This window comes from Microbacterium sp. H6 (assembly GCF_003314775.1).
Classification (GTDB): Bacteria; Actinomycetota; Actinomycetes; order Actinomycetales; family Microbacteriaceae; genus Microbacterium; species Microbacterium oxydans.
Window position 1 is genome coordinate 87,488 of record NZ_QOAY01000306.1, and the last position, 23,047, is coordinate 110,534.

At 67.2% G+C, this 23,047-nt stretch carries 22 protein-coding genes and 1 pseudogene; 18 read left to right on the forward strand and 5 right to left on the reverse strand.

Translation table 11 applies throughout. The features are described from left to right. Positions 1–91: 91 nt before the first annotated feature. From lepB to DSP71_RS20475, 7 genes are all read left to right on the forward strand, one after another. Positions 92–817: a signal peptidase I gene (lepB, locus tag DSP71_RS20445; protein WP_058630610.1), complete on the forward strand. Its 726-nt coding sequence runs from the start codon at positions 92–94 to the stop codon at positions 815–817. Next, the gene (locus DSP71_RS20450) at positions 814–1,473 is read left to right on the forward strand and encodes a ribonuclease HII (RefSeq protein ID WP_046747069.1); all 660 of its coding nucleotides are present in this window, start codon (positions 814–816) and stop codon (positions 1,471–1,473) included. Before lepB ends, DSP71_RS20450 begins: the two co-directional genes overlap by 4 nt. A gap of 72 nt (positions 1,474–1,545) precedes the next feature. Beyond that, positions 1,546–1,872 (forward strand): DUF2469 family protein, encoded by a 327-nt coding sequence (locus DSP71_RS20455; protein ID WP_045265213.1) that lies wholly within the window; start codon positions 1,546–1,548, stop codon positions 1,870–1,872. A gap of 128 nt (positions 1,873–2,000) precedes the next feature. Next, on the forward strand, positions 2,001–2,363 hold the full coding sequence (locus tag DSP71_RS20460; protein ID WP_046747068.1) for a YraN family protein: 363 nt from the start codon (positions 2,001–2,003) through the stop codon (positions 2,361–2,363). Then, complete coding sequence (locus tag DSP71_RS20465) at positions 2,360–3,889, forward strand: YifB family Mg chelatase-like AAA ATPase (protein WP_113681923.1); 1,530 nt, start codon at positions 2,360–2,362, stop codon at positions 3,887–3,889. Before DSP71_RS20460 ends, DSP71_RS20465 begins: the two co-directional genes overlap by 4 nt. Continuing rightward, a complete protein-coding gene (dprA, locus tag DSP71_RS20470; protein WP_113681924.1) occupies positions 3,886–5,079 on the forward strand; it encodes a DNA-processing protein DprA in 1,194 nt (397 codons plus the stop codon). Before DSP71_RS20465 ends, dprA begins: the two co-directional genes overlap by 4 nt. Positions 5,080–5,134: 55 nt before the next feature. Beyond that, the gene (locus DSP71_RS20475) at positions 5,135–6,037 is read left to right on the forward strand and encodes a tyrosine recombinase XerC (protein ID WP_113681925.1); all 903 of its coding nucleotides are present in this window, start codon (positions 5,135–5,137) and stop codon (positions 6,035–6,037) included. Between the two features lie 22 nt (positions 6,038–6,059). On the opposite strand, the gene DSP71_RS20480 is transcribed toward DSP71_RS20475, so the two are convergent. Next, positions 6,060–6,596, reverse strand: coding sequence for a M23 family metallopeptidase (locus tag DSP71_RS20480; RefSeq protein WP_113681926.1), 537 nt, complete (start codon positions 6,594–6,596; stop codon positions 6,060–6,062). A 371-nt stretch (positions 6,597–6,967) separates the two neighbouring features. Here DSP71_RS20480 and rpsB point away from each other — a divergent pair, with 371 nt between their 5' ends. The 9 genes from rpsB (at position 6,968) to DSP71_RS20525 (ending at position 13,704) form a co-directional block, all read left to right on the forward strand. Next, entirely contained in the window at positions 6,968–7,918 is a 951-nt protein-coding gene (gene rpsB / locus DSP71_RS20485) for a 30S ribosomal protein S2 (RefSeq protein WP_046747065.1), read from the forward strand. A 41-nt stretch (positions 7,919–7,959) separates the two neighbouring features. Further along, on the forward strand, positions 7,960–8,787 hold the full coding sequence (gene tsf / locus DSP71_RS20490; RefSeq protein ID WP_045265219.1) for a translation elongation factor Ts: 828 nt from the start codon (positions 7,960–7,962) through the stop codon (positions 8,785–8,787). 92 nt (positions 8,788–8,879) lie between these two features. After that, positions 8,880–9,596 carry a UMP kinase gene (gene pyrH, locus DSP71_RS20495; RefSeq protein WP_046747064.1) on the forward strand — a complete coding sequence of 239 codons (717 nt, stop codon included), beginning with the start codon at positions 8,880–8,882 and terminating at the stop codon, positions 9,594–9,596. Between the two features lie 67 nt (positions 9,597–9,663). Next, positions 9,664–10,218 (forward strand): ribosome recycling factor, encoded by a 555-nt coding sequence (gene frr, locus DSP71_RS20500; RefSeq protein WP_017830710.1) that lies wholly within the window; start codon positions 9,664–9,666, stop codon positions 10,216–10,218. A 5-nt stretch (positions 10,219–10,223) separates the two neighbouring features. Further along, entirely contained in the window at positions 10,224–11,369 is a 1,146-nt protein-coding gene (locus DSP71_RS20505) for a phosphatidate cytidylyltransferase (protein ID WP_061018443.1), read from the forward strand. Continuing rightward, positions 11,369–11,947 carry a DivIVA domain-containing protein gene (locus DSP71_RS20510; RefSeq protein WP_058630616.1) on the forward strand — a complete coding sequence of 193 codons (579 nt, stop codon included), beginning with the start codon at positions 11,369–11,371 and terminating at the stop codon, positions 11,945–11,947. The genes DSP71_RS20505 and DSP71_RS20510 overlap by 1 nt, the downstream gene beginning before the upstream one ends. 66 nt (positions 11,948–12,013) lie before the next feature. Beyond that, the gene (locus tag DSP71_RS20515) at positions 12,014–12,688 is read left to right on the forward strand and encodes a transglycosylase SLT domain-containing protein (protein ID WP_218867353.1); all 675 of its coding nucleotides are present in this window, start codon (positions 12,014–12,016) and stop codon (positions 12,686–12,688) included. Positions 12,689–12,697: 9 nt separating this feature from the next. Next, complete coding sequence (locus DSP71_RS24435) at positions 12,698–12,985, forward strand: hypothetical protein (RefSeq protein WP_113681927.1); 288 nt, start codon at positions 12,698–12,700, stop codon at positions 12,983–12,985. Next, a complete protein-coding gene (locus tag DSP71_RS20525) occupies positions 12,982–13,704 on the forward strand; it encodes an alpha/beta hydrolase (protein ID WP_058630617.1) in 723 nt (240 codons plus the stop codon). The genes DSP71_RS24435 and DSP71_RS20525 overlap by 4 nt, the downstream gene beginning before the upstream one ends. Positions 13,705–13,723: 19 nt before the next feature. On the opposite strand, the gene DSP71_RS20530 is transcribed toward DSP71_RS20525, so the two are convergent. Then, a complete protein-coding gene (locus DSP71_RS20530) occupies positions 13,724–14,785 on the reverse strand; it encodes an AI-2E family transporter (RefSeq protein WP_046747060.1) in 1,062 nt (353 codons plus the stop codon). A gap of 179 nt (positions 14,786–14,964) precedes the next feature. On the opposite strand from DSP71_RS20530, the gene DSP71_RS20535 reads away from it, so the two are divergent. Both DSP71_RS20535 and DSP71_RS20540 read left to right on the forward strand, forming a co-directional pair. Next, positions 14,965–16,914 (forward strand): hypothetical protein, encoded by a 1,950-nt coding sequence (locus DSP71_RS20535; protein WP_058630618.1) that lies wholly within the window; start codon positions 14,965–14,967, stop codon positions 16,912–16,914. After that, positions 16,911–17,834, forward strand: coding sequence for a tetratricopeptide repeat protein (locus DSP71_RS20540; RefSeq protein WP_113681929.1), 924 nt, complete (start codon positions 16,911–16,913; stop codon positions 17,832–17,834). The genes DSP71_RS20535 and DSP71_RS20540 overlap by 4 nt, the downstream gene beginning before the upstream one ends. Positions 17,835–17,889: 55 nt before the next feature. Here the strand turns inward: DSP71_RS20540 and glgB are convergent, their stop codons facing one another. The 3 genes and pseudogenes from glgB to DSP71_RS24440 all read right to left on the reverse strand — a co-directional run. After that, entirely contained in the window at positions 17,890–20,094 is a 2,205-nt protein-coding gene (gene glgB, locus DSP71_RS20545; protein WP_113681930.1) for a 1,4-alpha-glucan branching protein GlgB, read from the reverse strand. Beyond that, on the reverse strand, positions 20,091–22,232 hold the full coding sequence (locus DSP71_RS20550; protein ID WP_396652071.1) for a maltotransferase domain-containing protein: 2,142 nt from the start codon (positions 22,230–22,232) through the stop codon (positions 20,091–20,093). The genes glgB and DSP71_RS20550 overlap by 4 nt, the downstream gene beginning before the upstream one ends. Continuing rightward, a pseudogene (locus tag DSP71_RS24440) lies at positions 22,229–23,047 on the reverse strand (glycogen debranching enzyme); the annotation flags it as partial. The pseudogene DSP71_RS24440 and the gene DSP71_RS20550, both read right to left, overlap by 4 nt.

The window sequence follows — 23,047 nt, forward strand, 5'->3', positions numbered from 1 at the left end:
GACACGATGTCCCGGGGTGCTTCGTTCTCCCTCCGGTGTGCGACCCTAGATATCGTCGCCGCGCGCCGGCGCATGATCGCGAAGGAACCAGATGACTGAATCCCCATCCGCGCCCACGTCCAGACGACGCCGCGGGTTCCTGGTCTTCCTTCGAGACGTGCTGGTGATCGTGGTGATCGCCGCGTTGGTCTCCTTCGTCGTGAAGACCTTCGTGGTCCGTTCGTTCTACATCCCCTCCGCGTCGATGGAGCGCACGCTCCTGGTCAACGACCGCATCCTCGTCGACGAGCTCACTCCGCGCTGGACCGACTACGAGCGCGGAGACGTCGTCGTCTTCAAGGACCCGGGAGGCTGGCTGGACGGACAGCCGCAGACGCCCGCGCAGCCGCCTCTGGTCGAGGCCGTCGACTGGGTACTGAACTTCGTGGGCATCTCCGCCACCGACTCCCAGGATCATCTCGTCAAACGGGTGATCGGGCTTCCCGGCGACCACGTGGTCTGCTGCAATGCGCTCGGACAGATCACGATCAACGGTGCGCCCATCGACGAGCTCAGCTACCTGAATCTCCCTCAGGGCGACACTGCCGCGTCGAACGAGCCGTTCGATGTCGTGGTCCCGGAGGATTCCGTGTGGCTGCTGGGTGACAACAGAGACCGCTCGCGCGACGCCCGCGCGCACCAGGACCTGCCCAGCGGAGGCTTCGTCCCGATGGAGAACATCGTGGGCAAGGCGTTCCTCACGACCTGGCCGTTGAACCGGCTGGGACCGATCGACGGCCACCACGAGATCTTCAACGGCGTTCCGGATCCGGAATGACCGTCATCGCGCCGAAGCTCACCCTGGAACGTCGGCTCCTCGGTGAATGCGAACTGATCATCTCCCTGGACGAGGTCGGTCGTGGTGCGCTCGCGGGGCCGGTCGCGGTGGGTGCTGCCGTGATGGATGCGACCGGTGCCCGCCGTCGTGTGCCCGAAGGATTGCGTGATTCGAAGCTCGTGACGGAGAAGCGCAGGCCGGAGGTGGCCGCCCGTGCCGCCGCGTGGGTGCAGGCGTCAGCGGTCGGTTGGGCGAGTGCGGCGGAGGTCGACGAGGTCGGCATCATGAGGGCGCTCGGACTCGCCGCGTCCCGCGCGGTCTCGGCCGTCGCTGCGCAGGGTGCCGTGCTCGACGGAGCCCTCATCCTGCTCGACGGGAACCACGACTACGTGTCGAAGGTGCACCCGACTCCGCTGAATGTGCGTCCCGTGGTCAAGGCGGACCGTGATTGTGCTTCGGTATCGGCGGCCTCCGTCATCGCGAAGGTCGCGCGGGACGGCTACATGGCGGAGCTTCATGAGACGCATCCCGCGTATCAGTGGAACCGCAACAAGGGCTATGCCAGCATCGAGCACCGCGATGCGATCCGGACGATCGGGCTGTCGCCGCACCACAGGGCGTCGTGGGCCATAGCTGACGCTCCCACGCTGTTCTGACAGAGGCACCGAGGACGCGCCCCGGCAGCCGATGACGCTCCCCGGTGCCCGCGACTCTAGGATGGACACATCATGGATGAGGAAGCCTTCGACGACTACGACCGCGAACTCGAGCTGGCACTGTTCCGGGAGTATCGGGATGTGGTGTCGCAGTTCCAGTACGTCGTGGAGACCGAGCGCCGGTTCTACCTGGCCAATGACGTGAACGTCGTCCGCCGGGACACCGAGCACGACTTCTATTTCGAGATCTCGATGACGGACGTCTGGGTGTGGGACATCTACCGTGCCGATCGCTTCGTGAAGGCTGTGCGCGTGCTCACGTTCAAGGACGTCAACGTCGAGGAGCTGCAGCGCAGGGAGTTCGAACTCCCGCAGGAGCTCTCGCTCGACGGCGAGTGACGAAGACTCTCGCGCCGATGCGCCCGGACTCACTCCACACTGCGCTGAAGAGCTGACTTCTCCCCAGACGCCGTGAATCTGCAGCCGTGCCCCGACCCCGGGAAGCGTGTCCACGTGATGCTGGGCAGATGGCAGCGAAGGATGAACTCGGAAGAGCGGGAGAAGACCGCGCCGCGCAACATCTGAGGAGCAGCGGGTACACCGTGCTCGCGAGGAACTGGCGGTGCGCACAGGGTGAGATCGACATCGTCGCCGTATGCGGCGATCATCTCGCCGTGGTGGAGGTCAAGACACGGCGGACGGACGCATTCGGGCACCCGTTCGAGGCGATCGACGCGCGCAAGCGCCGGCGGCTCTGGCAACTGGCGCAGGCGTGGATCGCAGAGCATCCGGGAGTCGCGCGAGGGCGAGACGTGCGCCTCGAGGCGATCGGCATCATCGGAGCCGATCCGACCACCGGTGTGCTCGAGCATCTCGTGGACATCGCGTGAGCACCGCGCGCACCTGGGCCGTCGCACTGACCGGCGTGGACGGACACCTCGTCGAGGTCGAGGCCGACATGTCGAGCCAGACGCCCGAGTTCCGGATCATCGGTCTTCCTGACAAGTCATTGGGCGAAGCCGTCCAGCGCGTGCACAACGCCTGCAAGAACGCCGGTTTGGATCTGCCACGTCGACGGCTCACCGTCAATCTCTCGCCCGCAAGCCTTCCGAAGCATGGCGCCGGGTTCGACCTGGGCGTGGCCGTGGCGTGTCTGGCGGCGGGCGGAGCCGTCGAGTCGCGTTCCATCGCCCGGACGGTCCATATCGGTGAACTCGGTCTCGACGGCAGGATCCGACCGGTGCCCGGTGTCCTCCCCGCGGTCTTCGCGGCGGCACGAGCGGGATTCGAGACGGCGATCGTGCCATACGGGAACGAGGCAGAGGCGAGGCTGGTGCCCGGTATCGACGTACGCGCAGCCGGGTCTCTGGCGGAGGTCGCCGTCTGGCACGGCGCCGACGTGGAGGTGCCCGATGTCGAATTCGTGGAGGTCGCATCCGACACGCGGAGCTCGCGCGACGCCCTCGATCTCGCCGACGTGATCGGGCAGGAGGAGGCCGTCGAAGCTCTCGTCGTCGCCGCTGCCGGTGGGCACCACTTGCTCTTGAGCGGTCCTCCCGGCGCCGGAAAGACGATGCTCGCCCGGCGTCTCCCCGGCATCATGCCCGCACTCGATGAAGAGGAGGCACTCGAGGTCGCATCCGTTCGCTCGCTCAGTGGAGAAGCGGTGTCCGCGCTGGATTCTCTCCCTCCGCTGGAGGCCCCGCACCACAGCGCGTCGGTCGCGGCACTGGTCGGTGGCGGGTCCCGTGCCGCGAGACCGGGAGCGATAGCGCGTGCGCACCGCGGCGTGTTGTTCCTCGATGAAGCGGCCGAGTTCTCACGCGTCGCGCTGGATGCGCTGCGCCATCCGTTGGAGTCGGGGGTGATCGCTGTGCATCGGGCCGGATTCACCGCGACCTTCCCCGCGAAATTCCAGCTCGTGCTCGCGATGAATCCCTGTCCCTGCGGAAATCATGGGGTGCGCGGTGCGGAATGCGTGTGCCCGCCGATGGCGATCAGACGCTACGCCACCCGTCTGTCCGGACCGCTCCGCGATCGCATCGACATCGATCTCCAGGTGACGAGGGTCGCCGCATCGCGGGCGATGGGTGACGCGAGTGCGGAGCTGACAACCGAGCGGGCGCGGGACCGTGTCGCGGACGCGCGGGCGAGAGCAGCGTCGCGTTGGCGGAGCACCCGATGGCGTCGCAATGCGGATGTGCCGGGCACCTGGCTGCGGCAGGGAGCGCTCCGGCTGCCCGCTTCGACGCGATCGCCGCTCGATCGGGCCCTGGAGCGTGGAGCGCTGACACTTCGCGGCTACGACCGCGTTCTCCGGGTCGCATGGACGATGGCGGACCTGGCTGCGCTGGACAGGCCGGGAACCGATGAGATCGGCCGCGCGCTGCACCTTCGACGGGGGTTGCCGCGATGATCGACGAGCTCCTGGCCGACGCCGAAGCTGTGGCCCTCACGGAACAGATCCACCCGGGTGGGAGTATGGACGAGTGCATGGCACGCGCCGCATGGACCGTGATCGCGGAGCCGGGCGATGCCGTCGCCGGCGCTCTGATCGCGGAGCTCGGTGCTGCGGAAGCACTCGCCGTGGCCGTGGGGAACTCGTCATCGCTGCTGTCTCCCGGGCGCGCGAACGCGGCGGCATCCCGCATGCTCGCCGACGGGCGTGCACGTTGGACCCCGCGGGCAGCACCACGAGCCGTGCTGGCAGCGCTCCACGGAGCCGCTGCCGCTGGTGTCCGGCTGCTGATTCCCGGCGACGCGGCGTGGCCCGTCGCCCTCGACGATCTCGGACCGCATGTCCCCGCCGCACTGTGGGTGCGGGGTCGTGTGGAGCTGCTCGACCATCAGCCTCGCGTGTCCATCGTCGGTGCGCGCGCCTCCTCGGGATACGGCGAGCACGTGGCCTCAGAGATCGCGGGAGATCTGGCAGCCACAGGCGTGGTGATCGTTTCGGGCGGTGCGTACGGGATCGACGGAGCCGCCCATAGAGCTGCCCTCGGAGTGGAGGGCGCGACGGTGGCCTTCCTCGCGGGCGGGGTCGACCGTGCTTATCCGGCGGGGCACCAGGCGCTCCTGAGGCGGATCGCCGAAGAGGGGGCACTGGTGAGCGAGCCACCCTGCGGCACGGCGCCCACGAAGTGGAGGTTCCTGGCGAGGAATCGTCTGATCGCCGCACTGGGACACGCGACGGTCGTCGTGGAAGCGGGCTGGAGGAGTGGATCGCTGAACACCGCCGGTCACGCTGCGACGCTCGGGCGTCCACTCGGTGCCGTCCCCGGAGCGGTGACCTCCGCGTCCTCAGCGGGATGCCATCGGTTGCTGCGCGAGTACGACGCGCAGTGTGTCACATCGGCGCAGGAGGTGCGCGAGCTGTTCGGCGCGATAGGTCATCGACCCGACACGAGCCCGGGGGAGCGGGATCCTCACCACGCTCGCATCCTGGAGGTCATGACCGTTCGGGCACGCCTCTCCATCGACGAGGTCGCCCGCCGGTCGGGGCTCTCCCCTGATCGCGTCCGATCAGTGCTCGGACTGCTGCACCTGGAAGGAGATGTCGCACTCGACAGCGCGGGGTGGCACCGGGCTGCGCCGCCCAGACGGTAGCCGATCCGACGGCGAGGCTGCCGGTCAGGGAGCTCGATCGCGGCAAGCTGGGGTCATGGAGATCGCGGCGGCCGCAGACGCATTCGCCGACCACCTGCTGCGGGTGCGTCGGCTGTCGTCGGCGACGGTGAAGGCCTATCGCTCCGACCTTCGCGACCTCGCCGCTTCTGCAGGGGGAGTCGCCGTCGAGGACGTCGACCTGGAAGTCCTCCGGGACTGGCTCTGGAACGCCACGCAGCGTGGAGACGCGCGGTCCACTCTCGCGCGCCGCGCCGCGACCGCACGGTCCTTCTTCGGCTGGGCAACTGAACAGGGGATCGCCGCGCATGACCCGAGCCTGAGATTGGTCGCGCCGAAGAAGGGGAGGACGTTGCCGACGGTCGCCTCGCGCGATGCGATGTCCGAGCTCCTCGACGCGCATCGCGCCACAGCGTCGGAGGTTGACCCGCTCGCGCTGCGAGACCATGCCATCCTCGAGCTGCTCTACGGGTCCGGTATCCGCGTCTCCGAGCTTTGCGGTCTGGACGTCGACGATCTCGACCTCGAGCGCGGCACAGCCCGAGTGGTCGGCAAGGGAGACAAGGAACGCGTCGTCCCCTACGGGGCGCCGGCACGAGATGCGCTCTCCGCGTACCTGCGACGAGGAAGGCCGGTCCTCATCGCCAGGTCACGGACCTTCACCCCCGCCGTGATGCTCGGAAGCAGAGGAGGGCGAGTGGGCCCGCGAACGGTGTACGAACTCGTCGCGCGTGTCCTGGCACCGATCGTCGGCGCGGAGACGATCGGTCCGCACGCGCTCCGTCATACCGCCGCCACCCACCTCCTCGACGGCGGAGCGGACCTGCGGGCGGTGCAGGAGATACTCGGGCATGCCAGCCTCGGCACCACGCAGATCTACACGCACGTCTCGACCGAGCGCCTGACGGCCACCTACCGGCTCGCCCATCCCCGCGCCTGACTCCGACGACTCGGAAGCTCGATCACGGGGCTTCGCAGCAGGGGAGGAGCACTGCGCGCGGAACATCGCCGAAGAGAAGCATCGGGTTGATGTAGTCCCCGTCGAGACGCACGCCGAGATGGATCGCGCCGGGCGGTGTATGCCCGCCAGCATCGACCACTCCGATCTCCTGACCCTCCGCAACGAGATCGCCGACCAGGAGATCGGATCGCAACGGTTCGAATGTCGACACCAGCCCGCCGGCGTGCTCGATGGTGATGAGCTGCCGATCCACGACCGTCCCGCGGAAAGCGACGACTCCGTCAGCAGGAGCCGAGACCGTCGTCCCCATCGCGGCGCTGAGATCGACGCCACGATGCCCGGCGCCGTATCTATGAGCCGGAGCGCGGTAGGGCGCGATGACCGAGCGTGGTCCGGTGACCGGCCAGCTCCAGGCGGGTACGTCAGGCTCGTCGGACCGCGCCGCCGCGCCGGGGGAGAGCATCACTGCGAAGACGACCGTCGAGACGACGAGAAGAGTCGCGGTGAGCAGGGCTCGTGTTCTGGATCTCAAGCGCATGAAGGCATCCTGATGGCTCGACGCTGCCGCGGTGCACCGTGCGCAGTACGGCGTACACATCCGGGGAGTAAGACGTGACACGACGCCACTGTGCAGAGGAAGCCACTGTGCAGAGGAAGCCACGGTGCAGAGGAAGCCACGGTGCAGGGGAAGCCACGGTGCAGGGGAGCCGGCCGTCTGATCCTGTATGCTGGAGGAGCACCTCGAGATCGAGGTGACTACGCGTGCCCAGAGCGACTCGTTTCGCGGCATCCACTCCCACAGGTCCTGTCCTCCGACAGGCGGGTGTGAGCCGGGCACCAGGGAGTCCGATCATCCGGTCGGCTTGCAACCTCAACGGCGCAGAATCGCGCCAGAACCAGGAGACGACCATGGCTGTGGTCACCATCCGCCAGCTGCTCGACAGCGGCGTGCACTTCGGACACCAGACCCGTCGGTGGAACCCGAAGGTCAAGCGCTTCATCCTCACCGAGCGCAGCGGCATCCACATCATCGACCTCCAGCAGTCGCTCGGCTACATCGACAAGGCGTACGACTTCGTCAAGGAGACGGTCGCCCACGGCGGCACCATCCTCTTCGTCGGCACCAAGAAGCAGGCGCAGGAGATCCTGGCGGAGCAGGCGACGCGTGTCGGCCAGCCGTTCGTGAACCAGCGCTGGCTCGGCGGTCTCCTCACCAACTTCCAGACGATCTCGAAGCGTCTGGCTCGTATGAAGGAGCTCGAGGAGCTCGACTACGAGACCCCGGCGAACAGCGGCTTCACGAAGAAGGAGCTGCTCCTCAAGAAGCGCGAGCTCGACAAGCTGCACAAGTCGCTCGGTGGTATCCGCAACCTCACGAAGACGCCGTCTGCCATCTGGGTCGTCGACGCCAAGCGCGAGCACCTCGCCATCGACGAGGCCAAGAAGCTCGGCATCCCCGTGATCGGCATCCTCGACACGAACGCCGACCCGGACGACTTCCAGTACCCGATCCCCGGCAACGACGACGCCATCCGTTCGGTGTCGCTGCTCACCCGCATCATCGCGGACGCTGCGGCCGAGGGTCTGCAGCAGAAGCACAACCCGGAGACCGGTGACGCCGAGCCTCTCGCCGACTGGGAGAAGGAGCTCCTCGAGGCCCCCGCACAGGAGGTCCAGGAGTCCGCTGACGCCGCCGAGGTCACCACCGCGGATGACGCTGCCGCGGTCGTCGAGACCCCCGCTGCCGACGAGACCGCCGCCGACGAGGCCGGTGCAGAGGCACACGACGAGGCGATCGCCGCCGCTTCCGGTGAGGAGACCGCTGAGGTCGCCGCCGCCGAAGCCGCTGACGCCAAGTAATCCCTCGTACACACACCTAACGAAGCAAGGAGCCACCACACATGGCCAACTTCACCATCGCTGACCTGAAGGCGCTGCGCGAGCAGCTCGGCACCGGAATGGTCGACACCAAGAAGGCGCTCGAGGAGGCCGACGGAGACGTCGCGAAGGCCACCGAGATCCTGCGTCTCAAGGGTGCGAAGGGCAACGCGAAGCGCGCTGACCGTTCGACCAGCGAGGGACTCATCGTCGCTCGCGAGCAGGATGGCGCCGTGACGCTCATCGAGCTCGCGTGCGAGACGGACTTCGTCGCGAAGAACGAGCGCTTCATCGCGCTGGCCGACAAGGTCGCCGACGCCGCTGCCGCGGTGAAGGCCGACTCGGTCGACGCCGCCCTGGCTGCATCCGCCGGCGACAAGAGCGTCGAGCAGGTCATCTCCGAAGAGGCTGCGATCATCGGCGAGAAGGTCGAGCTGCGTCGAGTGCGCACGATCTCCGGCGACAAGGTCGAGGTCTACCTGCACCGCACGAGCAAGGACCTGCCGCCGCAGATCGGCGTCGTCGTCGCCTACACGGGTGACGACGCCGAGACCGCGCGCAGCATCGCTCAGCACATCTCCTTCGCCAACCCGTCGTACCTGTCCCGCGAGGACGTCCCGGCGGACGCTGTCGAGAAGGAGCGCGAGATCGTCACCGAGATCTCCCGCAATGAGGGCAAGCCGGAAGCGGCTCTCCCGAAGATCGTCGAAGGCCGCGTCTCCGCGTTCATCAAGCAGGTCGCCCTGCTCGAGCAGGACTACGCCAAGGACAACAAGCTCTCTGTCGCCCAGGTGGCGAAGGACGCCGGTATCACCGTCACGGACTTCGCGCGCTTCAAGGTCGGCGCGTAGCAACGTCGAAGGGGTTCGGATCGTCATGATCCGAACCCCTTCTTCATGCCCACGAGGCACTATCTTGAATCGGGACGAGAGGACACCCACCCATGACTGAACGCACCGGACGCCGCCGCGTCCTTCTCAAGCTCTCCGGAGAGGCCTTCGGCGCTGGACAGCTGGGCGTCAACCCGGATGTCGTCAGCCAGATCGCGCGCGACATCGCCGCTGCCGTCGACCGCGTCGAGGTGGCGATCGTCGTCGGGGGAGGGAACTTCTTCCGCGGAGCCGAGCTGAGCCAGCGCGGCATGGACCGTGGACGCGCCGATTACATGGGAATGCTCGGCACGGTCATGAACGCACTTGCGTTGCAGGACTTCCTCGAGCAGGCCGGTGCCGCCACGCGCGTGCAGTCGGCGATCTCGATGACTCAGGTCGCGGAGCCCTACATCCCGCGTCGGGCTGAGCGTCACCTCGAGAAGGGGCGCGTCGTGATCTTCGGAGCCGGCGCGGGTCTTCCGTACTTCTCGACCGACACGGTCGCGGCTCAGCGTGCGCTGGAGATCGGTGCGGAGGAGGTCCTCGTCGCCAAGAACGGCGTCGATGCCATCTACACCGCGGATCCGAACAAGCACGCCGACGCCGAGCGCATCGAGCGGGTCACCTACAGCGACGCACTGCAGCGGGGCCTGAAGGTGGTCGATTCGACAGCGTTCAGTCTCTGCATGGACAACAACATGAACATGCGGGTCTTCGGCATGGAGCCGGCGGGCAACGTCACCCGCGCTCTGCTCGGAGACCCGATCGGCACGCTGGTCACCACCTGAGTGTGCGACGGGCGGAGACGACTTCGCCCGATAGAATTTGCAGAACACCCCGACGATAGGAGTCACCGTGATCGCGGACGTCCTCGCTGAAACCACCACTCGCATGAACCGGGCGGTCGAAGCTGCCAAGGAGGACTTCTCCACGGTGCGCACCGGTCGTGCGAACCCGCAGATGTTCCAGAAGGTGCTCGTGGACTACTACGGCACTCCCACGCCGATCGCGCAGCTCGCGTCCCTGGCGAACCAGGAGGCGCGGACGCTCATCATCACGCCGTACGACAAGTCCGCTCTGAAGGCGATCGAGCAGGCCATCCGCGACATGCCGAACCTCGGTGCGAATCCCACGAACGACGGCAACCTGGTGCGTGTGACAATGCCGGAGCTCACCGCCGAGCGGCGCAAGGAGTACGTCAAGCTCGTCAAGACCAAGGCAGAGGACGCGAAGGTCCACGTCCGTGGCATCCGCCGCAAGGCCAAGGATGAGCTGGACGCGCTCAAGAGCGAGCTCGGCGAGGATGAGATCGCTCGCGGTGAGAAGGAGCTCGATGTTCTGACGCGCCAGCATGTCGATCTCATCGATGACGCGCTGAAGCGCAAAGAGGCAGAACTCCTCGAGGTGTAGTCGGGATGTCTGACGAAACGCGAGATGCCGACGACGACAAGCCGTTCGCGCGTCGAGACGCGCATCACGGTACCCCGTCCGAAGGCGTCCCGCTCGTCGATGCGGCGTTCCCCACGTTCGACAGTGCCGAGGTACCCCCTCGGCCGCCACTTCCAGCCCCCGCGGACCGCGTCGCAGTCGGGGACATCAGCTCCCTGGACACGGCAGATCACAACGCCATCCGCGAGCAGTGGCGGGCGGCGAGGGATGAGCTCGGCAGCCACGTCTCCCACGCACGTGACCAGCTCGACCAGGCGAACGAGCGCATCAAGGAGCGCACCGGCCGGGATCTCATCCTCGCCACGGTGATCGGCCTCGCGTTCGGAGCTGCGCTGCTCGGCTCCCTGCTCTTCCTCAAGGTGCTCTTCGTCCCGTTCGCCCTCGCGGCCGCGTTGCTGGGCGTGTACGAGCTCTCGAGAGCCCTGCGGGGTTCCGGGCGGCGAGTCGACGTGGTGCCCCAACTGATCGCAGCCACTTTCCTGGTGCTTTCGGCATACTTCGCGGAGCCGTGGCTCTGCTGGGTGATGCTCTTCGTGTCCGTTGCCTTCGTGATCGTCTGGCGACTCATCGCGCAGATGGTGGAGAAGGACGGACGGACTTACGGCGACGTGCTCGCAGACGCCGTGATCAGCGGCTTCGTCCAGGTGTACGTCCCCTTCCTCGCGGGTATCGCGCTCATCCTGCTCAAGCAGGAGGGCGGTGAGTGGTGGGTGCTCAGCTTCATCGCGATCGCCGTCGCCGCCGACACGGGTGCCTACGCCGCCGGTCTGGCCTTCGGCCGACACCCCATGGCGCCGAAGATCAGTCCGAAGAAGACCTGGGAAGGGTTCGGAGGTGCGGTCGCCGCGTCCATCGCCGCTGGCGTGCTGCTGGCGATCTTCCTCCTGGAGCTGCCGTGGTGGTGCGGCCTCGTGTTCGGTGTCTCGATCCTGCTCTCAGCGACGCTCGGCGACCTGGGCGAATCCATGCTGAAGCGCGACCTCGGCATCAAGGACATGAGTTCCTGGTTGCCGGGTCACGGCGGGCTGCTCGATCGACTCGACAGCATCCTTCCCTCCACCATCCCCGCTCTGTGTCTCTACTTCCTCTTCTCTCCTTGGGTGGCTCTGTGATGACCGAAGATCAGTTGGACGAACAGCCCACGCAGGCGCCCGCGGCGTTCGCCCTCACCTCCGGACGCGTGCGCGGATACCACCGTGCAGCCGTCGACACGTTCCTCGCCTCGGCCCGCCGCGCCTTCGAAGAGGGCGGCGCTGACCTCAGCGCGGAGGATGTGCGGACGGCCTCGTTCCCTCTGGTCAAGAACGGCTACGTGGTCGCCGATGTCGATGCTGCACTCGGACGCGTCGAAGATGCCTTCGCCGCGCGGGAACGCGAGCGAGTGGTGCGCGCACAGGGGGCCGGAGCCTGGGTCGAGCGGGCACGGGAGGACGCGCAGGTCATCTTGGATCACCTGGCTCGCCCCCGTCGGCATCGTTTCGCCCGCACCGGGGTGCTCACTTTCGGCTATCGTCTCGACGAGGTCGACCACGTGTCGACCCGCATCGTTCGTTACCTGCGTGACGGGGACGCCCTGACCGCCGAGCAGCTGCGGTCCGCAGCCTTCCGGATGCAGCGCGGCGGGTACCGCGAGGAGCAGGTGGATGCCCTTCTCGACGCCACGATCGACGTCATCCTCGCGGTTCGTTGAGGTTCCTGATGGTCGATTCAGGCGACCTTGCGTAGACTGTCCCTCATCGTGAACTCCCGAAACGACATGACTCTAGACAGAAACGACCGTTCGCCTGTGCCCGCAGCGAAGGCCGGTTCGGCGCGCACGGGCACCCGTCGCTGGTCTCGGAGCCGCGGCGTCGTCGGCGTCTTCAGCGCCCTCGCGGTCGTCGGCTTCGCCGGCGCGCTCGTCGCTCCGACCGGGGTAGCACTGGCCGCGCCGGCACCGGAGGAGTCGCCGGACTCGGCGTATTCGCTCGCGCTCGCTGACACGCAGAACCTCACCGTCACCGTCGAAGGTGCCGAGATCGCGCCGGTCGTGCGCGGAGGCTTCGAAGTGTACGTGAAGCCGAAACCGGCTCCCGTCCCCACGGTTGCTGCAGCGCCCAAGACCGGGTCGTCCGGCGGTTCATCCCGCGGCGCGCTTCCTCCGTACACGGGTGGTGGGGCTCCTGCGGAGTGGATGGCCGCCGCCGGTATCGCGCAGAGCGACTGGCAGTACGTCGACTACGTCGTATCGCGTGAGAGCGGCTGGAACCCCAACGCCACGAACAAGTCGTCAGGGGCATGTGGACTGGTGCAGGCTCTGCCCTGCAGCAAGGTTCCCGGCAACGGCTACAACCCGGTCGACAACCTCCGCTGGGCGACGGGCTACGCGACCGGCCGCTACGGCAGCTGGGCCGGCGCCTACAACTTCTGGGTCAACAACCACTGGTGGTGAGCAGGCACGATGCCCCGCTCTCGCAGACGCCCTTCGGCGCGCCCTGAATCCGAGGACTCATTCGATCGTCTCCTCGCCGGCTGGAAGCGCACCGAGACTCGACGTGGCAGCGAGTGGACCGTTCAACCGGTGTCGGCCGCGCAGGCGCAGAAGGAGTACGTGTGCCCCGGCTGCGGCCGGGGCATCGTCGCCGGGACAGCTCATCTCGTCGCCTGGCGTGCGGACGGGGTACTCGGGGACGCCGCTGACCTGGCGGCCCGTCGGCACTGGCACACGCGCTGTTGGAGGCTTGCATGACCATCGAGATCCGTGGACCGCTGGAGTTGCCCGCACGACGCGAGGACATCGAACTGATCACGGCGGACGGCCTCACCCTCGTCGGGGAGCTCTCTCAGCCCGAGGACGCACCACCGGTCGCGACGCTCGTGACGTTGCATCCCCTGCCGACCGCCGGCGGCTTCATGGACTCGCACATCATCCGGAAGGCGGCCGCACGGCTGCCCGCCCTCGCAGACCTGGCCGTCCTGAGGTTCAACACGCGAGGCACCACATCCCCACGAGGCACCAGCGACGGGAGTTTCGACGGGGGAGCCGCTGAACAGTTCGACGTGGCCGCCGCGATGGACTTCGTCCGCGAGCGCGCTCTACCGCGCCCCTGGCTGCTCGGATGGTCCTTCGGCACGGAGCTCGCTCTGAAGTACGGCCGGGAGCACGACATCGAAGGCATCATCCTTCTCTCGCCGCCGCTGCACCGCGCCACGCCGGAAGAGGTCGCCGCCTGGGCGTCGACCGACCGCACCGTCGTGGTCCTGGTGCCGGAGCTCGACGACTATTTGCGTCCGGCCGAGGCAAAGGACCGCTTCGCCTCGATTCCGCACGCCACGCTCATCGCGGTGGAGGGCGGCAAGCATCTCTGGGTGGGCGAGACGCAGACGCGGCGCGTGCTCACCGAGATCGTCGCGGCGGTCAACCCCTCCGCATTGCCTCTCGCCACCCACTGGCCCGCCGACGACTGAGAGGCTGACGGTCTCGACGTCAGAGCTCGTTCATCCGAGGGATGAGCACCTGGCGGTAGATGATCAGGATGCTCGCGGCCACGGGGATCGCGATCAGAGCGCCGAGGAGGCCGAGCAGGCTTCCTCCGGCGAGGGCCGCCACCACGACCACGGCACCGGGCACCGATACGGCGCGGCTCATGATGCGAGGCGAGATGATGTACGCCTCGATCTGCATGTAGATCAGGTAGTAGATCGCGGCGGCGATGGCGGTCGCCGGGGAGCCGAGTCCGGGGATGAGACATACCAGCACGATGATCGTCGAGCCGGTGAGCGTGCCGACGAGCGGGATCAGCGAGAAGAAGAAGGCGATCACGGCCAGGACGGCGGGGAAGGGCGCATCGATGATCGAGAGGTAGATCGCGCTGAGCACACCGTTGAGCACACCCTGCGATACCTGGCCCATGACGTAATAGCCGACCGAGTCGGTGATCTGCTCCGACAGGTCGATGAATCGATCGCGCTTCGACGCGGGCGCGAGCTGGTAGACAGCGCGCTTGAGCGACGGCGTCGATGCCGTCAGGTAGATCGTCAGGATCAGGACGATGAACGCTCCGAACAGACCGCCCAGCACAGCGCCGCTGGCAACGAGCACGCCCTGACCGATGGATCCGCCGATCTCGGCGAGGTTGCTCGTCAACCAGTTGGTGACGTACGTGAACACATCGTCGACGAGAAGGTTCGGGAAGGCGTCCTGTATCCACTCTTTGAGATCGGGGATCAGATTCCCGCGCTGGACGATCGCCGAGATCTGGGCGACCAGCTGGGAGATCTGGTCCACCAGGACCGGGAGGACGATGAGCACGATGCTCACGAAGACGCCGAGCACCGCGAGGATCGTCACCAACACGGCCGCCCAGCGGGGGAGCCGTCGGCGTTCGAGGAACGAGACGAGCGGGTCGAGTCCGAGACTCAGGAACAGGGCGGTGCCGAGATAGAGCAGCACGGTGGAGAGATTCTGCACGCTGTTGATCAGCAGGATCCCCAACCCCACGCCGAGCGTCGCCACCAGGGCGGTGCGGAAGGGATTGTGGATCTTCATCGGAGACTCCTCGGGACGGCTCCCGCAAGATTATCCAGACGCGCTTCGTCGGCGCGGACGACGTGCCGGTCCAGCCGTCACTGCGTCTGCTCGTGGGCAACACACAGCTGATTTCGCTAGTCTGAAATGTCGAGTGTTGCGTCGCGGACAGAGGTCCGTGATGCGTGAGGAGACTATTCGTGCGTTTCGTATGGGCCGTGGTGGCCTTCGTGCTGGCTGCCGTACTGATCGGTGCAGGGATTGCTCAGCGCACCATCTTCATGGGCCCCTCCACTCAGAAGACCCAGGTCGAGATCAGTGAACCGGCACCGTTCGTTCTCATCGACGGCGATGTTCTTCGAGCGAATCCCGGTGCCCAGACACTGATCGTCCGTGGGCAGGGCGAGATCTTCGGCAGCTACGGTCGCACGGCCGACATGGAGGCCTGGCTCGCGGACTCCGACTACAACCAGGTCACGATGAAGAAGGACGGCGATCTGGCCGTCAAGCACATCGCCGCCTCCGACTCCGAGACCGACACGTCCACCGATGCTCCGAGCGACGGACAGGCCGATCCGTCAGAAGGCGCTCCGACGGGCCGTGACCCGCGCGGCTCCGACCTCTGGCTCGACTCCTTCGTCAAGGAGGATCGCCTCACCGCGGAGAACATGCAGCTTCCCGAAGGCACGAGTCTGCTCGTCGCCTATGACGGGACCGCCGACGCTCCCGATGACATCGTGGTGTCCTGGCCGCTCGACAACTCGACCCCGTGGGCCGGACCGCTCATGGTCGCGGGTGGGGTCATGCTGCTGCTCGGCCTCATCCTCTACGTCCTGGCCATCCGGCATCAGCGTCGGGGCCGTGGTCCGCGTCGCAAGGGACCCGGTCCGCTACCGATCACCGAGCCCATCGACCTCGCCACGCTTCCGCCCGCGGAGCGCGCGGCGATCGAAGACAGCGAGTCCGCCACGGCGACGGCCCCCGCGGAGTCGAGTCCACGGCAGGACGACGATGCGGAGGAGGCCGAGATCGTGGACGAGGGTAAAGACCCCGGCTCCAAGACATCGATGCGAGCCGCGACCGTTCGTCGTCGGCGCCGTCTTCTCGTGATCCCCGCGCTCGGGCTCACAGCCATACTCGCAGCCGGTTGCTCGTCCGACTCCTGGCCGCAGCTGGGCGACGCCTCGCCGACCCCCTCGCCGAGCCCCACGGTGGTCGCACCGGAGAACCAGAAGCCGCCGGCGGTCACCGAAGCTCAGGCCAAGCGCATCCTCAAATCTCTCGCCGGCACCGTGAGTGAGGCCGACGCAGCCCTCGATCTCGATCTGCTCGCGACGCGCTTCGAAGGACCCGCACTCGCGACCAGGACGACGGAGTACGCGTTGCGGACGAAGATCCCGGAGACGGTGCCGCCCGCCGCCATCCCGACCGACGACGTGGAGGTCGTGCTTCCCGAGGCGACCGACCAGTGGCCTCGCACCGTCCTGATGCTGTCGAAGACGGGAGACGACACCGTGCCGCCCGTCGTGCTCACGATGACGCAGGCCGACCCGTGGTCGAACTACAAGGTTTCGCACATGGCGGAGATGTCTGCGGACGCCGCCTTCCCGGAAGTCGCTGCATCCTGGCTCGGCACGTCTCTCGTGCCGTCCGACTCGGCCTTCCTCACTATCCCTCCTGCCGATCTGGCCACGACGTTCGCCGACGTCGTCGATCAGGGGGAACAGAGCGCGTCGTACGGGAAGTTCGACGATCTCGCCCTCACCTACGCGAAGTCGATCACCGACAGCCGTCAGGCCGTGGTCCAGGCGCTCGCGGACAAGGGTGCCGCCGAAACCTCGAAGGCGGCCTTCGATATGGCCGCGACGCAGGATGCCCCCATCTCGATGACGACTCTCGACAGCGGAGCCATCGTCGCCGTCACCCTCACCGATACGGAAACAGTGACGCCGACCGGCGAGGACGTCTCCATCCGCTTCGGTGACAACGCGCAGGCGAAGGCGCTCACCGACGCGACCGAGTCGGCGAAGGGCGTCGAGACGACCTACGAGTTCCAGCTGTTCTTCTCGGTCCCTGCCAAGGGATCGACGGAGCAGATCCGGCTCCTGGCAGCCCACCAGGACCTCCTGTCCGTGAAGGTGATCAAATGAGTGAGATCTCTCCCGCCGCCCTGCGTGGTGCCGTGGACCTGTCGAGCCTCCGCAACCGGCCGGCAACTCCGACCGAGGCGGCCTCCGCACCGCCTGTCGCCGATGTCGTCGTCGATGCGACCGACGAGACGTTCGGACAGATCCTCGAGCTCTCGCGGACCGTCCCCGTGGTCGTCGACCTCTGGGCGGAGTGGTGTGGTCCGTGCAAGCAGCTGAGCCCGATCATCGAGAAGGTGACGCGCGAACTCGGGGGACGAGTGCTGCTCGCCAAGGTCGACGTCGATGCGAATCCCCAGCTCGCCCAGAGCTTCCGCGCGCAGTCGATCCCGATGGTGGTCGCGCTGATCGCCGGGCAGCCCGTGCCCATGTTCACGGGTGCCGTGCCCGAGCAGCAGGTGCGCGATGTGTTCGCCCAGCTGCTCCAGGTGGCGGCCCAGAACGGTGTCACCGGGTCGCTCTCGGTGTCCGAGGAGGGTGCAGAGCCGGCGCCCCCCGCAGAGCCGGAGCTTCCACCGCTGCACGCTGAGGCGTTCGCAGCGATCGAGCTCGGGGACTACGCGGCGGCCATCACGGCCTATGAGAAGGCGCTCGCGGAGAACCCCCGTGACGCGGACGCGATCGCGGGGCTCGGCCAGGTGCGCCTCCTCGACCGCGTGCAGGGCCTCGATCTGCAGGCGGCGCGCGCTGCGGCAGCGGATGGCCCGCTCGATGTCCAGGCGCAGTTCGACGTGGCCGACCTCGATCTCGCCGGGGGACACGTGGAAGACGCCTTCGGCAGGCTGCTCGACCTGTTCGCGCAGCTCCCGGCGGATCAGCGCACTCCGGTGAGGGAGCGTCTTGTCGAGCTCTTCGGACTCATCGGCGCGGAGGATCCGCGAGTGGTGTCGGCGCGCAACCGACTGTCGTCGCTGCTCTTCTAGGGCGACGTTCTCCGGTACCGTTCTCGGCCCTGGCGCGCGTACGCGCCAGGGCGTCTCAGCCGTGGTTGACGGTCGGCACGTGTGGGTCGGACTGGTACCGCAGCCACAGAGTGGACAGCGCAGGCAGCGTCAGGCTCGCGACAGGAGCGCCGCCTTCTAGCGGCTTCGCGTACACCAGGCCGAGGTTCCCCGATCCGCGGCCCCCGTAGTCGGCGGCATCCGTGTTGAGCACCTCCTGCCACACGCCCTCGCGGGGCAGGTTGAGCTGGTAGCCCGTGCGTTCCACGCCGGCGAAGTTGCTGACGACGACCAGGCGCCCCCCGTGGGCGTCACGTCGTTCGAAGGCGATCACCGTGGGATCCCAGCTCGGCGCTCCGAGACGGCTGAACGACGAGCCGTCGTTGTCGCGCTCCCACAGCGGCGCCTGCGCCCGGTAGGAGCGGTTCATTGCCCCGACGAAGTCCTGCAGCTGCGCGTGTGAGGGCTGGTCGAGAAGCCACCAGTCCAGCTCCCGACCCTCCGACCACTCGGCGAGCTGACCGAATTCCTGCCCCATGAAGAGCAGCTTCTTGCCGGGATGACCCCACATGTAGGCGAGATACGCGCGGACGTTCGCGAGCTTGTGCCAGTGATCGCCCGGCATCTTGGCGAGCAGACTGCCCTTGCCGTGCACGACTTCGTCGTGACTGATGGGAAGCAGGTAGTTCTCTCCGAAGGCGTACACGAAGGAGAAGGTCATCTCGCCTTCATGGTGACCGCGGTACATCGGGTCGCGGGCGATGTACTGGAGCGAGTCGTTCATCCACCCCATGTTCCATTTGAAGCCGAACCCCAGACCCGCGTGATCGGTCGGAGCAGTGACCCCGGGGAAGCTGGTCGACTCCTCCGCGATCATCAGGATCCCCGGGTGCAGCCGGTACGAGGTGGCGTTGACCTCCTGCAGGAAGCGGATCGCCTCGAGGTTCTCGCGTCCGCCGTGGATGTTCGGCTCCCATTGGCCGGGTTCGCGCGAGTAGTCGAGATAGAGCATGGAGGCGACCGCGTCAACGCGAAGGCCGTCGACGTGGAACTCCTCGAGCCAGTAGAGCGCGTTGGCGACGAGGAATCCCCGTACCTCCGGCCTGCCGTAGTCGAAGATCAGCGTCCCCCAGTCCTGGTGCTCTCCCCGTCGCGGATCGGGGTGCTCGTAGAGCGGCTGTCCGTCGAAGCGGGCGAGGGCGAAGGCGTCCTTGGGGAAGTGACCCGGCACCCAGTCCATGATGACGCCGATGCCTGCCTGGTGCAGCCGGTCGATGAGGTAGCGGAGGTCGTCGGGGCTGCCGAAACGACTGGTCGGGGCGTAGTACCCGCTCACCTGGTATCCCCAGGATCCGCCGAAGGGGTGCTCCGCGAGCGGCATGAACTCGACATGGGTGAATCCCGCGTCCGTCACGTGCTGGATGAGCGGATCCGCGATCTCGCGATAGCCAAGTCCACCTCGCCACGATCCGACGTGGACCTCGTAGACCGACAGCGGTTGCGCGACGGCATGGGTGGCCGCCCTCCTGGTCATCCAGGCGCCATCGGACCAGGAGTGGGAGGAGGTGGTCACCACGGACGCTGTGTCCGGCGGCACCTCCGCCGCGAGCGCCATCGGATCGGCCTTGAGGATCCACGCGCCGTCGCGGGTGCGGATCTGATACTTGTACCTGGTGCCGATCGGGATCCCGGGGACGAAGAGCTCCCAGACGCCGCTGACTCCCATCGAGCGCATGGCGTGCGACTCGCCGTTCCAGCCGTTGTGGTCACCGACCACGCGCACCGCTGAGGCATTCGGGGCCCAGACGGCGAATGAGGCGCCGATCTCTCCGTCGAAGGTGCGCACGTGTGCTCCCAGCACCTCCCAGAGACGTTCGTGACGCCCCTCAGCGATGAGGTGGAGGTCGAGGTCGCCCAGAGTCGGGGGATGGCGGTAGGGGTCGCCGACGACCGTCTCCTCGTGATCGCCGTACCGCGTCGCGATCCGATACGGGAGTGGAGGGCCGTCGTGCTGAGCTTCCCAGATGCCGTGCGCCACATGGGAGAGTTCGAGCCTGCTCCCGTCGGCGAACACGGCAGCGACCGCACCTGCGAGGGGGCGTCTCGCCCGGATGACGGTGACGGTACGATCAGCGGCATCCTTGTGCGCGTGCGCTCCGAGAACCGCGTGCGGATCGTGATGCGTGGCCGCTGAGATCGCCTCCCACTCGGTGGATGCCGCGACGTCTTCGGTGTAGCTCATGATCGCTCCCTCACCTTCAGGATGTGCACCGGCTCGGCGAACGCGTCGAGTCGTACGTAGTTGTGGTCGCTCCAGGTCCAGATCGCTCCGGTGAGGAGATCCTCCACCTCGAAGGCTTCCCCCAGCGGGATTCCCCATTGCGTCGTGTCGAGGTGCACGGTCGTCTCGCGAACCGAGTGCGGATCGACGTTGGCGACCACGATGATGGTGTCCGGGCGTCCGGTACCGGTGAACTCGGCAGCAAGGTGCTTGCTGTAGACGAGAACGGCGTCGTCGTCGCTCCAGTGCACCCGGAAGTTGCGAAGCTGCTGCAGCGCCGGGTGTGCCTCCCGGATAGCGTTGAGTCTGCGCAGGAGGGGAGCGAGCGATTCGCCTCTGGCTTCGGCTCCCGCCCAGTCGCGGAACTTGAACTCGTACTTCTCGTTGTCGATGTTCTCTTCCGAGCCGGGCCTGGCGACGTTCTCGAACAGCTCGTATCCGGCGTACACGCCGTAGACGGGGCCGGCCGTCGCCGCGATGCAGGCCCGGATACGGTAGGCCGCCCTGCCGCCGAACTGCAGGTACTCGGTGAGGATGTCATGCGTGTTCATGAACAGGTTCGGACGCATGTAGTCGGAGGTCTCCTGCGACACCGACGTCAGGAACTCCTCGAGCTCCGCCTTCGTGTTGCGCCACGTGAAGTAGCTGTAGCTCTGCTGGAAGCCCACGGCCGCGAGCGCGCGCATGACCGCCGGGCGTGTGAACGCCTCAGCCAGGAAGATGACGTCGGGGTCGGCCGCATTCACCTCGGCGATGAGCCACTCCCAGAACTGGAGCGGCTTGGTGTGCGGGTTGTCGACGCGGAAGATCTTCACGCCCTGCGCAACCCAGTGCTGCACGACGCGCAGCATCTCGGCGTAGATGCCCGCGGGATCATTGTCGAAGTTGAGCGGGTAGATGTCCTGGTACTTCTTCGGCGGGTTCTCGGCGTAGGCGATCGTCCCGTCGGGGAGGGTCGTGAACCACTCAGGATGCTCCTGCACCCACGGGTTGTCGGGAGAGGCTTGCAGCGCAAGATCGAGAGCGACTTCCAGGCCCTCCTTCCGGGCTGCACGCACGAAGGCGCGGAAATCCTGGGCCGAGCCGAGGTCCGGATGGATGGCGTCGTGTCCGCCCTCCGCTGCGCCGATCGCGTACGGGGAGCCCGGGTCTCCCGGTTCGGCCGCGAGGGTGTTGTTGCGGCCCTTGCGGTTGGTCGTGCCGATCGGATGGATGGGGACCAGGTAGACGACGTCGAACCCCATGGCTGCGACCTCGGGCAGCCGTCGTGTCGCCGTACGGAACGTACCGCTCCTGACCGTACCGTCCTTGAGGCGTCTGGCGCCCTCGGAGCGCGGGAAGAACTCGTACCAGGCGCCGACACCCGCGGCGCGCCGGTCGACGTCCAGCATCTGGGGGAGTGTGACGGAGCGCAGCGACGTGACAGGACGCTCTCGGAAGATCTGTGCGAGCTCTGCATCCGTCGAAAGGGCGATGGTCGTCGCGGCATCTCCGTTGCGGAGCGAGAGGGCATCAGCGGCCAGTCGTCTCCGCTGCGCTGCAGGACGGTCCTTCTCAGCGGCGGCGGTGGTGAGGAGATCGGCGCCGAGCGCCGCCATGACCGGGACGTCGACGCCGGCCGCCACCTTCAGCGCGGCGGCGTGGGCCCAGGTCGCGAAGTCGTCGGAGAAGGCTTCGAACCGGTAGCTCCAGGAGCCCTGCTCGTCGAGCGCGATCTCCGCCACCCACGCGTCGGTGCCGTCATCGCGCGGCGTGAGGCGATGCAGGCTCTCTTCGCCGGAGGGCGATGTGAGGCGGACATGCACGCCGATGATGTCGTGCCCCTCTCGGAACGCGACCACCCGGAACGGGACGACCTCGCCGACGAAGGCCTTCGGAGTGAACCCGCCAGGGGCGGTGGGCGCAGGCTCGAGGAGCGGGATACGCGTCGTCCGCAACGAGCCGGGAGCATCTGCTCCGTCCGCGGCGCGCGCCGGGATCTGAGCGGGGCTCCGAAGAGCCGAGGACCGAGTACCAGCACGAGCAGCCACCTCCCGAATGTACCGCGCGGACGTGGTGGCGGGTAGCGCGCAGGATGGTGCGTCGGCCGCCGGACTCATTCCACGCGGAAAAGCCTCATCGACGTGCCGGACACCGGAAGGACATCGCCGGGTGCGAAGACCTCGGCGTCGTCAGAGGGACGTTCCTGCGCGCTCGACCACAGCGAGACGAAGCGCGTCGCTCCATCAATCTCCTCGGGGAGACGGACATCGACGGGGGACTCGGTTCCGTGCACGATGAGCAGGATGCGGTTGTGCGCCTCGGTATCAGGCGTGGAGGCGGCGACGTACTGCAGCGTTCTGTTGCCGGGGTCGGCCCATTGCTCCTGTTCCATCGTCTCGCCGTTCTGGTCGTACCAGTCCATCACCGAGGCATTGGGAATATGCTCGCCGAGTCGCGCATAGCGGCTGGGGCGCAGTGCGGGGTTCTCCTGACGAAGGCGGATCAGGCGCGAGACGTGGGCGCGCAGGTCCTCTTGCCACGGCTCGAACTCCCAGCCGAGCCAGGTGAGCACGGAGTCCTGAGCGTAGGCGTTGTTGTTGCCTCGCTGGGTGCGGCACACTTCATCGCCGGCAGTGAGCATCGGGATACCTGCAGAGAGCAGAAGGGTCCCCAAGAGGTTCCGCATCGCCTTGCGGCGGGCGGCGAGGATCGCCGGGTCGTCGGTGGGCCCCTCGACGCCGTGGTTGAAGGCGCGGTTCATATCGGCGCCGTCGCGGTTGTGCTCGCCGTTCGCCTCGTTGTGCTTCACGTCGTAGGAGACGAGATCATGCAGGGTGAATCCATCGTGGGCGGTCACGAAGTTCACGCTGGCGAGCGGGCCGCGGTCTTCGCTGAACGTGTTGGAGGATCCGGCGAGGCGGGTCGCGAACCC